Below are 12,362 nucleotides of genomic sequence, written 5' to 3' on the forward strand. Positions count from 1 at the left end.
CGCGAGCGGAGCCGACGCGGGAGAGAGAACGCGGGGAAGGGAACGCGGGGAAGGGAACGCGGGAGAAGAGGACGCGGGAGAGAGACGGAGAGCGGCGACCCGGACCGGGCTCTGGCGACGCAAGGCAGCGGTCCGGGAGACAAGGCAGGCGGCGGGCCGGGAGAGAAGGTGGGCGGCGGGGCGAAGGCGGGCGGTGCACGTCGACGAAGGGCTGCGGCCAAATGTGGCGCGGCGGAGCAAAGAAGATCTGCAGGGCGGGCGGCGGGAGCGGCAGGCGCACGACAGCGGCCGCGGCCTCGTCGGCAAGCGGCAGCAGATCGGCCCGAACGTGAAGCTTATGGTGCCCAAGACACGGACGGGGATCGCGGTGCGCAAAGCCGTCGCCCGGCTGCCGCTGCTGCGTGCCGCGGCCGCGGTCGAGCGGCGCTACCGGACGCAGGCGCCGACGCTGCCGCAGTACGCCCCAGCGCACGATCATTCCGCGTGACGGGTGCCGCGGCGCAGCCGCCCGACAGCGGGGTGAGGAGGATCCGCGACGGCTGACCACACCGCTTACGGATCAGGCGCCGAATTCCGTGCGGCAGGCGTCGAGGCCGTGGATCTCGACGGGCACGGGGGAGACGAAGTCCTCCCGGAAAAGCCGGAACCGCTGATCGGCGATCCGCCGGCCGCGTACGGCGACATAAGCGAACCCGTTGGGCCGGTAGCCGAGTTTGCGCGTGACGGTGAGTGACGCCTCGTTGCCGGTCAACGCCGAGCTGGTCGCGCTCTCCGCCCCGAGTCCCGCGAAGGCCAGATGCAGTACGGCGGCGCGCATCTCGGTGCCGATGCCCTTGCCCTGGTACGCCATGCCGATCCAGGAACCGGTGCTGACCTCACGGGTCGTCGCGAAGTCGGTCGCTCTCAGCCCTTGGGTGCCGACGACCTTTCCCTCATGGACGACCACGAAGTTGCAGCGCCAGTTGTCGGGCGTCCAGTTCGCCAGACAGGCGAGCTGGTGCCGGATCACCTGTGCGGGCAGTTCATCGGTCGGCCGGTCGGTCCAAGGGACCAGGAACGGCATGAATCCGGGGTCGTGTACTCCTTCGATGGCGCGGTCCGCGAGTTGGTCCAGGTCATCGCGGGTAGGCAGTCGGAGTTCGAGGCGAGGTGTCGTCAGGCGGAGATCAATGAGCGGCCAGTGGCGCATGCCCCGGGATTGTTCCGGAAAGTGGACATGACGGCACCCGAATTTCTTTCTATCGTTGCTCTCTGGATGCCGAGCGCACCGTCGTACCTCCGAGGACCGATGTGACCACGAGCAGCACGCCGTCACCGTTCGCGGCGGGGGAGACCTCGCTCATCGTCAAGATGCCCGAGGCGGAACCGATCGTCAGCCGCTGGCGCGAGCGCTTCGACCCCTCGGCGGCGTACGGCGTGCCCGCCCACGTCACGATCCTCTACCCGTTCCTGGAGCACGCCCGGATCGACGGGCGGGTCGTGACGGAGCTGCGGGAGCTGTTCGCCGCTCACCCGTCGTTCGAGGCGCGGTTCGTCCGTTGCGGGCGCTTCCCCGGCATCCTGTACCTCGTTCCCGAGCCGGAGAGGCGGTTCATCGCTCTCACCGAGGCCGTCGTGGCGCGCTGGCCGGAGGCCCCGCCGTACCGGGGGCAGTTCGACGAGGTGATCCCGCACCTGACCGTCGCCGACGGCGACGACCTCGACGCGATCGAGGCGGAGATCGCCGCCCGGCTCCCGGTCGTCGCGCGGGCCCGCTCCGTGTCGCTGGAGGTCTTCGACGGGGAGACGTGGCACCGGCACGCCGTGTTCCCACTGCGCTGACGCGGCACCCCGTAGGTCACGGCGTGGCCCGCCGATAGCGGTCGGCCAGGTCGCGGAGATGGGCGACGAGCTCGGGCGGTTCCGTGACGCTGAAGTCGAATCCCAGCATGCCCAGATAGACGGCGAGGGTTTCGAGGGAGTCGGATCCGGTGTCGAGTACGCAGGTCCGCTCGTCCACCGCCTCGACCGTGCCGACGGCCTCCCAGACGCGTTCGGCCACGGTCTCGGCGGGGGCGTGCACGACGACCCTGGCGCGGTACCGCCACGCCGCGCTGGAGACCCGCCGCGAGACGTAGGCGGCGACGTCCTCCTCCGGCAGCTCCCGGGGAGCGAACCGGGGCCCGGTCGGGGTACGCGGCTCGATCCGGTCGACGCGGAAGGTCCGCCAGTCCTGCCGGTCGATGTCCCACGCCACCAGGTACCAGCGGCGGCCCCAGTTCACCAGCCGGTGCGGTTCGACGGTGCGGGGGCTCGCCGTGCCGTGATGGTCCCGGTAGTCGAAGCGCAGCCGCTCGTGGTCGCGGCAGGCCCCGGCCAGCAGGGTCAGTGTGTTCGGATCGACGCGGGGACTCGTGTCGCCCCACCGGACCGGGACGGTGTACGACTGCAACGCGTTCACTCTGCGGCGCAGCCGGGAGGGCAGCACCTGCTCCAGCTTCGCGAGCGCGCGGAGCGAGGTCTCCTCGATGCCGGAGATGCCTCCTCCCGCGGCCGTGCGCAGACCGACGGCCACCGCGACGGCCTCCTCGTCGTCGAGCAGCAGGGGCGGCAGCGCCGCGCCCGCGCCGAGCCGGTAACCGCCGATCGCGCCGCGGGTCGCGTGCACGGGGTAGCCGAGGGTGCGCAGGCGCTCGATGTCGTTACGGACGGTTCTCGTGCTCACCGACAACCGTTCGGCCAGCTCCGAGCCGCTCCAGTCGCGGGGGGTCTGCAACAGTGACAGGAGGCGCAGCAGCCGCGCCGAGGTTTCCAGCATGCCATCCAGTCTGCCGGTTCAATAGGAACGAAGTCTTCCTATTGGCTGTCTAGTGTTCACGGCATGGCAGAGAACAGCGAGATCCGCCCCTTCCGCGTCGACATCCCCGAGGCCGACCTGGACGACCTGCGGGACCGGCTGGCCCACACCCGTCTCACGGGCGAGCTGCCCGGCGCGGGCTGGGACTACGGGGTTCCCGTCGACTTCGTCACGAGGCTCCTGGCGTACTGGCGGACCGGTTACGACTGGCGCGCCTGGGAGGCGAGGATCAACGCGTACCCGCAGTTCACGACCGAGATCGACGGGCAGAACATCCACTTCCTGCACGTACGGTCGCCGGAGCCGGACGCCACCCCACTGGTCCTGACCCACGGCTGGCCGGGCTCGATCGTGGAGTATCTCGACGTGATCGGCCCGCTCACCGATCCCCGGGCGCACGGCGGCGATCCGGCCGACGCGTTCCACCTGGTCATCCCCTCGCTGCCGGGCTTCGCGTTCTCCGGCCCGACGCGGGAGAGGGGCTGGAACCGGTACCGCGTCGCCCGCGCCTGGGCCGAGCTGATGCGCCGCCTCGGTTACGACCGGTACGGCACGGCAGGCAACGACGGCGGCTCCTTCGTCTCTCCCGAGGTCGGCAGGGTCGCTCCCGAGCACGTGATCGGGGTGCATGTCACGCAGCTGTTCTCGTTCCCCTCGGGAGACCCGGCCGAGTTCGAGGACATGAGCGAGGAGGACCTGGGCAAGGTGCGCTTCCTGCAGTGGTTCTGGGACACCATGGGCGCCTTCAACAAGGTCCAGTCGCAGGCGCCGCAAATCCGCCGCTTCGCCGAGCGCGACCACAAGAACATCGTGTCCTGGAACACCTACGACAGCGGCGGGCACTACGCCGCGCACCAGGTGCCCGGTCTCCTCGTCGAGGACATCCGCGGCTTCTTCCGGGAGCTCTCGTGACGAGCGTGCTCGGCAGGCGGGCGCTCAACCGCGCGACCCTGGAACGGCAGCTCCTGCTGCGCCGCCACGACCTTCCGGTGACCGGCGTGGTCGAGCATCTCGTCGGCATGCAGGCGCAGACCACGCACAGCTGGTACACCGGGCTGTGGTCGCGGATCGAGGGATTCCGGCCCGAGCACGCCTCCGACCTGCTCGCCGGCCGAGAGCTCGTGCGTGTCGCGCTCATGCGGTCGACGATCCACCTGGTCACCGCCGGCGACTGCCTGGCGCTGCGGCCCGTGGTGCAGCCCGCCATGGACCGCGACCTGTACGCCAACAGCACCATGCGGCCGGCCCCCGGCCTGGACGTCGCCACGGTGGTGGCCGCCGCGCGGGAACTCCTCGACGAGCGGCCGCGCACCACCGCCGAGCTGGGCGCGCTGCTCCACGAACGGTTCCCGAAGGGGCGGCCCACCCCGCTCGCCTATGCCGTACGGAACCTCGCTCCGCTCGTCCAGGTGCCGCCCAGGGGGATCTGGGGAGCGAGCGGGCAGGCCCGGCACGCGACCGCGGAGACCTGGCTGGGCCGGCCGCTCGACCCCGCTCCGTCCGTCGAGAGGACGATCCTCCGCTACCTGGGGGCGTTCGGGCCGGCCACGGTCAAGGACGTCCAGACCTGGTCCGGGCTGACCCGCCTCGGTGAGGTGATCGACGGCCTCCGGCCCCGGCTGGTCACGTTCCGCGACGAGCGGGGCCAGGAGTTGTACGACCTGCCGGACGCTCCCCGCCCCGGCGAGGACGTGCCGGCGCCGCCGCGCTTCCTGTACGACTTCGACAACCTCCTGCTGTCACACGCCGACCGGAGCCGCGTCCTCACCGAGGCGTGCGCCAGGACGCGCTCGCACGTCAAGAACGGCTTCGTCCCCGGCACCGTGCTGCTCGACGGGTTCACCGCCGCGAACTGGAAGATCAGCCGGGGCAAGGAGGGAGCCGTCCTCGACATCTGGCCGTTCGCCGCGCTGTCGCGGCGGGACGCCGAGGCGGTCGCGGAGGAGGGTGCCCGGCTGCTCGGCTTCGCCGCCGACGCCCGGGCGCACGACGTCCGGATCCTGCCCCCGCTCGGTGAATGACCCGGGTCAGGGCTTGCGCCCCACCGCGCAGAACTCGTCCACCTCCCGGCCGGGGTTCAGCGCGACGGCGGGCCGCCAGTACGGGCACGAGACGACGCCGGGTGCGACGAGTTCCAAGCCGTCGAAGAAGCTCGTGATCTGCTCCGGGGTGCGCAGGTTGTACGCCACGGACCCGGCCGAGTTCCAGATCGCGATGGCTTCGTCGAACTCCTTGCCCTTGACCACGTTGGTGCCGTCGGCGATCGCCAGGTGGCTGCCCGAGGGCAGGGCGGCCAGCAGGCGGCCGGTGATCGACCGGGCCTCGGAGAGGTCGCCGACGTGCCCCAGGATGTTCATCAGCATCAGCCCGACCGGGCGGGTGAGGTCCAGGGTTTCCCCGGCAGCCGCCAAGATCTTGTCCGGATCGTGCAGATCGGCGTCGATGAACTCGGTGCCGCCCTCGGTGTGGCCCACGAGGAGGGCTCGGGCGTGCGCCAGCACCAGCGGGTCGTTGTCCACGTAGACGACCCTGGAGTCCGGGGCCACCCGCTGGGCGACCTCGTGGGTGTTGTCGCGGGTGGGCAGGCCGGTGCCGATGTCAAGGAACTGGCGGATGCCCGCCTCCTGGGCCATGTACTCGACGGCACGGGTCAGGAAGCCGCGGGAGGCCCGCGCGATGTCCACTATTTCGGGGAAGATCCCGCAGAACTGGTCGCCGATCTCGCGGTCCACGGCGTAGTTGTCCTTGCCGCCCAGCCAGTAGTTCCAGATGCGCGCCGAATGGGCCGTCGTGGTGTCGATGCCGTTGGACGGCACCTGGCCGGGGACGTTGGGGGAGGGGTCAGGCACAGGCGGCCCTTTCTGTTGCGCGCGCCTTTCTGTTGCGCGCGGAGCTGGATGATCACATCCTGCCGGTACGTCCCGATATATGGGGGCGATTCCCGCGAGCGGTTAGCCTGCAAGTCACCCCCGACGATCCGGAGACGAGGTGCCATGGGCGTCGCTGAGCAGGCGGACGGTGTGAACGGCGCGGACGGCTGGCCGGACCTGGTCCGCCGGGCGACGGAGCTCGTCCGCGCCGCCGGTACGGATGGCCGCCCCGCCGTACTCGGGATCACCGGAAAGCCGGGAGCGGGCAAGTCGACGCTCGCCGCCGCGCTCACCGCGGCCCTGAACGCCGAGCGGCCGGGCGTCGCGGTGCTCGCCCCCATGGACGGGTTCCACCTGAGCAATGAGGTGCTCACCGGCCTGGGACTCCGCGATCGCAAGGGCGCGCCGGAGACGTTCGACGCCTGGGGATACGTCGCCCTCCTGGAGCGGATCAAAGGCGGGCGGGAGCCCGTCGTGTACGCGCCGACGTTCGACCGGGCGATCGAGGAGCCGGTCGCCGGGGCGGTCCCCGTCCCCCGGGACGCCGCCCTGGTGATCACGGAGGGCAACTACCTGCTGCTGGACGAGGAGCCATGGAGTCTGGTCCGCGCGCTCCTCGACGAGGTCTGGTACGCGGAGGTCGCGGACACGCTCCGGCTGGACCGGTTGACCGCCAGGCACGCGGCCTTCGGCAAGCCACCGGAGCAGGCTCGGGCGTGGGCCACCGGCAGCGACGAGCGCAACGCCGCGCTGGTCGGGCCCACTGCCGACCGCGCTGACCTGCGCGTACGCTTGGACGGCTGGTCGCCGGGACGGCTTGGCCGCGCTACAGGACGTAGTGGACAATAGGCGAGATGTCGGGCGCCCCGTTGATCATCTCTCCTTGATCGACACGCGCGTGCCGGCAGGACGGCGCGGTGGGCGTGACGTGATGGTGGGAGAGGGAGGCGCGACGTGGCGAGGAAGGCACCGGACGAGGACGTCAGCGAGAAGGACCTGGAGGTCGGCCGCCCCAAGGAGTGGGCCGCCGGGATCCCGGCGGTGGCGAAGTCGCTGCGCATGTCCTACGACCAGATGGGCGCCGGACGCACGTTCCTCACCCTGGTCAGGGTCAACCAGAAGCACGGCTTCGACTGCCCGGGATGCGCCTGGCCGGAGGGCGAGCACCGCAGCCCGGCGGAGTTCTGCGAGAACGGCGCGAAGGCGGTGGCCGAGGAGGCCACGACCCGCCGGGTCACCCGCGAGTTCTTCGCCGCCCACTCCGTGGAGGAGCTGGCCGGCCGTACGGACTACTGGCTGGGCCAGCAGGGGCGGCTCGCCGAGCCGATGCACAAGCCGGCGGGGTCGGACCACTACGTGCCGGTGAACTGGGACGACGCGTTCGCCATCGTCGCGCGCGAACTGCGGGCGCTGGCCGGCCCGGACGAGGCCCTGTTCTACACCTCCGGCCGCACCTCGAACGAGGCCGCGTTCGTCTACCAGCTGCTGGTCCGCAGGTTCGGTACGAACAACCTGCCCGACTGCTCCAACATGTGCCACGAGTCCAGCGGCTCCGCGCTCAACGAGACCCTGGGCATCGGCAAGGGCACGGTGTCGCTCGAGGACCTGCACCGCGCCGACCTCGTCTTCGTGGTCGGGCAGAACCCCGGCACGAACCATCCCCGCATGTTGTCGGCCCTGGAGAAGGCCAAGCGGAACGGCGCGCGGATCATCGCGGTGAACCCGCTGCCCGAGGCCGGGCTCCTGCGCTTCAAGAACCCGCAGCGCGTGTCCGGGATGGTCGGGCGCGGCACGACCCTGGCGGACCGCTTCCTGCAGATCCGGCTCAACGGCGACCTCGCGCTCTTCCAGGGGCTGTCCCGGCTGCTGCTCGACGCCGAGGAGGCCGCCCCCGGCACGGTCATCGACAAGCGGTTCGTCGAGGAGCACACCCACGGGTTCGAGGACTGGGCGGCGAGCCTGCGCGACCTCGACTGGGCCGAGGTGGCCGAGGCGACCGGGCTGGACCGGGCCGCGATCGAGGAGACCGCCACGGACGTGCTCGCGGCGAAGTCCGTGATCGTCTGCTGGGCGATGGGCCTCACCCAGCACAAGAACTCGGTGGCCACGATCCGCGAGGTGGTCAACTTCCTCCTGCTGCGCGGCAACGTCGGGCGGCCGGGCGCGGGCGTCTGCCCGGTGCGCGGCCACTCCAACGTCCAGGGCGACCGCACCATGGGCATCTACGAGAAGCCGGGGAAGGCGTTCCTCGACGCGATCAGGGACGAGTTCGGCTTCGAGCCGCCCCGGCACCACGGATACGACACCGTGGAGGCGATCAGGGCGCTGCGCGCCGGGCAGGCCAAGGTGTTCTTCGCGATGGGCGGCAACTTCGTCGCCGCCACGCCCGACACGGAGGTGACCGAGGCCGCGATGCGCGGGGCCAGGCTCACCGTCCAGGTGTCGACCAAGTTGAACCGCTCGCACGCCGTGTGCGGCGAGGAGGCGCTGATCCTGCCCACGCTGGGCCGTACGGAACAGGACGGCGACAGGTTCGTCACCGTCGAGGACTCCATGGGCATGGTCCACGCCTCGCGCGGACGGCTGCGGCCGGCCTCGCCGCACCTGCTTCCGGAGGTGGAGATCGTCTGCCGGCTGGCCCGCGAGCTGTTCGGCCGGGACGACCATGTGCCGTGGGAGGAGTTCGCGGCCGACTACGGCGCGCTCCGCGACCGGATCGAACGGGTGATCCCGGGGTTCGACGACTTCAACGCCCGCGCGCTGGACGGGTTCGCGCTGCCCAACGCGCCGCGCGACGAGCGGCGCTTCCCCACGGCGACCGGCAGGGCCAACTTCACCGTGAACACCCTGGAGGTGCTGCGCGTCCCCGAGGGGCGGCTGCTGCTGCAGACCGTGCGCAGCCACGACCAGTACAACACCACGATCTACGGCATGGACGACCGCTACCGCGGCGTGCGCGGCGGTAGGCGCGTCGTCTTCGCGCACCCGGACGACCTCGCGGAACGCGGCCTGGCCGACGGCGACATGGTGGACCTGACCAGCGAGTGGCCCGACGGCGAACGCCGGGCCGAGGCGTTCCGCGTGATCGCCTACCCGACCGCGCGCGGGTGCTGCGCCGCGTACTTCCCCGAGACCAACGTGCTGGTGCCGTTGGACTCGGTCGCCGAGACCTCGGGCACCCCCACGTCGAAGAGCGTCGTGGTACGGCTCAGCCGGTCGTCACTGTGACCGGGAACGGCGCAGCCCCGCCACGCCGACGGCGGTGCCGGCGAGACCGACGACGATCCCGATCGCGCCGATGAGCCGCGCGGTGCCGTCGGACGCGTCCGATGACGACGCCGCCGCGTCGCTCACGGCGGCGACCGACGGCGCGGCGGCGGACGGGGACGACGCCGTGTGGCCACCGGCCGTGTCGTCGCCCGCGGCGACCAGCTTCAGGGTCGGAGCCGGGTGGTCCGGCTCGGAACCGTCCGCCTTGGCGGGGTCGGCCCACGTCACGACCTCGCCGCCGGAGTAGGTCTGGGCGGTCGGGAACGTCAGCTCGTCCACCTTGGTGGGCAGCGGGCCGACCGACGCCTCGAACTCCTGGAACTGGCCCGGGTCGATCTTCCCGCCGGTCCAGGTGATCTTCAGGACCGACTCGGTGATGGTGTCGCCCGAGTCGGACACCACGGGAGCCGGGAGCTTGCCCTGGGTCACCTTCACGTCCCAGCCCGGAACCGGCCGTACGGACACGAAAGGCAGCGGGTTGTCGGTCGGGAACTCCACCTCGACCTTGGTGGTGGAGGCGTTGTCCCGCTCGTTCGGGACGCGGAACGCGAGCTTGGACCAGGAGCCCTTCACCGCGGTTCCGGGGTTGACGGTCACATGGGCGAGAGCGGGTACGGCGAGGCCCAGCGTGAGGGCGAGGGCACCGGCGGTGACGGCCACGGTGCGGCGAGCTGCGGTGCTCAGTGTCATGGGAGGTTCTCCAGTCGTCTGCGTGATTGCCGGAAGAGCGCGAGCCGCAGGCCGGACGGGACGGGTACCCGGTCCGGGAGGTAGAGGTCGCGGTCGCGCGCGGAACGTCAGAAAACGGGGAAAACCGGTGGGCCGCGCCGTACCACCGCGTGCCTGAGCACCCTGCCGGTCCGGCGGACGGGGACGGCGGCAGTGATCCCGCCGAGCGGGACGACCGGCGCGGGGGGCAGGTTCCCGGCGACCAGCAGGCGAAGCGCGGACGCGCCGAGCCTGCGGAGCAGGGACCACAACGCCGTCTCGCCGCGGGCCAGCCACCACCCGGTGATCAGGGTGGCGGTGAGGTGCGCGACGAGCATGCCGACGTCCACGCCGAGGCGGTGCGTGTGCGGCGGGACCGCGACCGCGTCAGGCGCGGCGCCGAGGCTGAGCAGCAGGTGCAGGAAGAGCTGCGCTCCGGCGAGGAGGCCGGTGATGGTCTCGCGGGACCGCTCGCGCCCGGCCAGTACGGCGGACGCCGCCATGACGGCCGCGCCGCCGAAGGCCAGCGTGCCCGGCGTGGGCCCGGCCCCTCCCGCGAACCTGTGCGCGAACACGCCGAGGCCCACGCAGACGGCCGAGAAGGCGGCGGCGCGGGCGAGACGCAGGGGGAGGCGGGCACGCATGACGCCCAAATGCTCTCACAGGGAACCCTCGGCCCGGCTCCTCCGTGAAGGTTTCATCTCGTACGCGGAAGGGGGCCTGTTTCGCGGTGACGCTCTCGTCCTGAAGGAGATGTACGGACATACTCGGACTCGAGCGGATCTCGTGGCGAGGACACCCTGAGTGGCGAGGAAACCATGACATTTCCCCCTGCACGTCTCCAGGAGCATCCGCGGGAACATCCCGACGTGGGGCCGGGTGTGCTGACCGTGGCCCTGTTCGCCGTCGCGGCCTTCGGCGTGCTCGGTCTGGCCCTGTGGTTCGGCGGCGGCACGCCCCGGCCGGCGATCGAGGGGCTGCCCGCGCCCGACGTGGTGACGATGGTGGGACTCCCGGCCGTCCGCCTGCTCCACGACGTCTGCGCGGTCGCGACGGTGGGAACCCTGCTCGTCTCCCTGTGGGCGCCGGCGGAGCGGGCGGGCCGGATCGCGCGCTCCGCCGGGCCGTGGGCGCTGGGGTGGGCGGCGAGCGCGGCGCTCACCGAGGTCCTCACACTGTCGGACTTCCTGGCCCTGCCCGTCTCCGAGACGCTGAGTTCCGGCGTGCTGCCCACCTTCGTGTTCCACATCCCGCAGGGCCAGGCGTTCACGCTGGTCGGCCTGCTCGCCCTGGTGATCGCCGCCGGCGCCTACCTGCCGCTGGGCACGGGGGCCCGCGCCGGACTGGCCGGTCTGGGGGTCCTCGCCGTGCTGCCTCCGGCCTACGTGGGCCACTCGGCCTCGGCCGCGGACCACAACCTCGCGGTCTCCAGCCTGATGCTGCACATCGCCGCGGTCACGCTGTGGGTCGGCGGCCTGTACGGCCTGGTCACGCGGCTGCGCGGACCGGTGGCCGCGGTGCGGAGGTTCAGCGCCCTCGCCCTCTGCTGCTTCACGGCCGCCGGATTCTCGGGGCTGGTCAACGCCTGGATCCGGGTCGGGGATCCGACCCAGCTCTGGCAGTCCCGGTACGGCCTGCTGGTCCTCGCCAAGATCGCCGCGCTGGCCGCGCTCGGCTGGTTCGGATGGCGGCACCGTCGCCGGACCATCGTGGCGCTGGAGAGCGGTGGCGGCTCCCGGCCCTTCCTCCGGCTGGCGACGGGCGAGATCGGGGTGATGGCCGCGACGCTGGGCCTCGCGGTGGCGCTGTCGCGGACGGCGCCGCCGGAGGCGTCGGGCGGCGTCGGGCACCAGCACGAGTTGCTCGGCTACGTCCTCGCGCCGTTCACGCCCGGCGGTCTGCTCACCGTGATCCGGCCGGACCCGATCGTGCTGGTCGCCGTCGTGGGAGCGGCGGTCGCCTACCTGGTCCGGGTACGGCGGCTCGCCGGCGGATGGCCCGCAGGCCGGACCGTCGCCTGGCTGGTCGGCTCCCTTGTCCTGCTGTACGGCCTGGCCGGAGGGGTGGCCGCGTACGGGCCCGCCGTCTTCTCCGGTCACGCGGCGCAGTACGCGCTGGTGGGGACGGCGGGACCGGCCCTGCTCGCTCTGGGCGCCCCGCTGTCCCTCCGCCTCGCGGTCGTCTCCCGGCCGCTGTCCCATCCGCTGACCGCTCTGGGCCTCTACGCCGCGCCGTACCTGCTCCTCTATCTCACCGGCTGCTTCGACCTGGCCCAGTCCAGCCTGGCCGTACGGCTGGTGGCGCAGGCCGTCGTCGTGGTGACCGGGACGCTGTTCTTCGCGGTGGCACTCGGCGTCGATCCGCTGCCCCGGGCGATCGGTGTGGCGATCCGTGTCCGGATGTTGCTCGGCGCGGCCACCCTGCAGGTCTGGATCGCCTTGCTGCTGTTCACCGGGCCGCCCCAGGGCGCGGAATGGTACGCGCTGCTCGACCTGCCCTGGGCGCCCGAGCGCGCGGGGGACCAGCGGTTCGGCGCGCTGCTCGGCCCCGGGATCTCCCTGGTCGTGATCATCGCGCTGCTGGCGCTGCTGCTGGGCCGGAGCCGGGCCGCCCGGCGCCGCCTCGCGGACCAGAAGGGTGGATGACCCGGGCTGGACCCGATCCGTACGCGTATCCGT

At 71.9% G+C, this 12,362-nt stretch carries 12 protein-coding genes; 7 read left to right on the forward strand and 5 right to left on the reverse strand.

From position 1 onward, the window contains the following. Positions 1–193: 193 nt before the first annotated feature. Complete coding sequence (locus tag IMZ11_RS26715; RefSeq protein WP_228645189.1) at positions 194–487, forward strand: hypothetical protein; 294 nt, start codon at positions 194–196, stop codon at positions 485–487. A 72-nt stretch (positions 488–559) separates the two neighbouring features. On the opposite strand, the gene IMZ11_RS26720 is transcribed toward IMZ11_RS26715, so the two are convergent. After that, positions 560–1,189 carry a GNAT family N-acetyltransferase gene (locus IMZ11_RS26720; protein ID WP_228645190.1) on the reverse strand — a complete coding sequence of 210 codons (630 nt, stop codon included), beginning with the start codon at positions 1,187–1,189 and terminating at the stop codon, positions 560–562. Positions 1,190–1,290: 101 nt separating this feature from the next. Here IMZ11_RS26720 and IMZ11_RS26725 point away from each other — a divergent pair, with 101 nt between their 5' ends. Further along, positions 1,291–1,821, forward strand: a complete 531-nt coding sequence (locus IMZ11_RS26725) for a 2'-5' RNA ligase family protein (protein WP_228645191.1) — start codon at positions 1,291–1,293, stop codon at positions 1,819–1,821. Between the two features lie 16 nt (positions 1,822–1,837). On the opposite strand, the gene IMZ11_RS26730 is transcribed toward IMZ11_RS26725, so the two are convergent. Then, complete coding sequence (locus IMZ11_RS26730) at positions 1,838–2,797, reverse strand: YafY family protein (protein WP_228645192.1); 960 nt, start codon at positions 2,795–2,797, stop codon at positions 1,838–1,840. Between the two features lie 63 nt (positions 2,798–2,860). Between IMZ11_RS26730 and IMZ11_RS26735 the strand changes: the two genes are divergently transcribed. Both IMZ11_RS26735 and IMZ11_RS26740 read left to right on the forward strand, forming a co-directional pair. Continuing rightward, positions 2,861–3,748, forward strand: a complete 888-nt coding sequence (locus IMZ11_RS26735) for an epoxide hydrolase family protein (RefSeq protein ID WP_228645193.1) — start codon at positions 2,861–2,863, stop codon at positions 3,746–3,748. Continuing rightward, positions 3,745–4,857, forward strand: a complete 1,113-nt coding sequence (locus IMZ11_RS26740) for a winged helix DNA-binding domain-containing protein (protein ID WP_228645194.1) — start codon at positions 3,745–3,747, stop codon at positions 4,855–4,857. Before IMZ11_RS26735 ends, IMZ11_RS26740 begins: the two co-directional genes overlap by 4 nt. A gap of 6 nt (positions 4,858–4,863) precedes the next feature. Here IMZ11_RS26740 and IMZ11_RS26745 read toward each other — a convergent pair whose 3' ends face one another. Beyond that, positions 4,864–5,685, reverse strand: a complete 822-nt coding sequence (locus IMZ11_RS26745; protein WP_228645195.1) for an SAM-dependent methyltransferase — start codon at positions 5,683–5,685, stop codon at positions 4,864–4,866. Between the two features lie 144 nt (positions 5,686–5,829). Here IMZ11_RS26745 and IMZ11_RS26750 point away from each other — a divergent pair, with 144 nt between their 5' ends. Then, on the forward strand, positions 5,830–6,555 hold the full coding sequence (locus tag IMZ11_RS26750) for a nucleoside/nucleotide kinase family protein (RefSeq protein WP_228645196.1): 726 nt from the start codon (positions 5,830–5,832) through the stop codon (positions 6,553–6,555). Between the two features lie 105 nt (positions 6,556–6,660). After that, the gene (locus IMZ11_RS26755) at positions 6,661–8,934 is read left to right on the forward strand and encodes an FdhF/YdeP family oxidoreductase (protein WP_228645197.1); all 2,274 of its coding nucleotides are present in this window, start codon (positions 6,661–6,663) and stop codon (positions 8,932–8,934) included. On the opposite strand, the gene IMZ11_RS26760 is transcribed toward IMZ11_RS26755, so the two are convergent. Together IMZ11_RS26760 and IMZ11_RS26765 are read right to left on the reverse strand one after the other, a co-directional pair. Beyond that, a complete protein-coding gene (locus IMZ11_RS26760) occupies positions 8,926–9,666 on the reverse strand; it encodes a YcnI family protein (RefSeq protein WP_228645198.1) in 741 nt (246 codons plus the stop codon). The genes IMZ11_RS26755 and IMZ11_RS26760 overlap by 9 nt on opposite strands. 107 nt (positions 9,667–9,773) lie before the next feature. Beyond that, positions 9,774–10,328: an MFS transporter gene (locus tag IMZ11_RS26765; protein ID WP_228645199.1), complete on the reverse strand. Its 555-nt coding sequence runs from the start codon at positions 10,326–10,328 to the stop codon at positions 9,774–9,776. Between the two features lie 174 nt (positions 10,329–10,502). On the opposite strand from IMZ11_RS26765, the gene IMZ11_RS26770 reads away from it, so the two are divergent. After that, positions 10,503–12,329, forward strand: coding sequence for a bifunctional copper resistance protein CopD/cytochrome c oxidase assembly protein (locus IMZ11_RS26770; protein ID WP_228645200.1), 1,827 nt, complete (start codon positions 10,503–10,505; stop codon positions 12,327–12,329). Positions 12,330–12,362 lie beyond the last annotated feature (33 nt).

This window comes from Microtetraspora sp. AC03309 (assembly GCF_020826795.1).
Taxonomy (GTDB): domain Bacteria; phylum Actinomycetota; class Actinomycetes; order Streptosporangiales; family Streptosporangiaceae; genus Microtetraspora; species Microtetraspora glauca.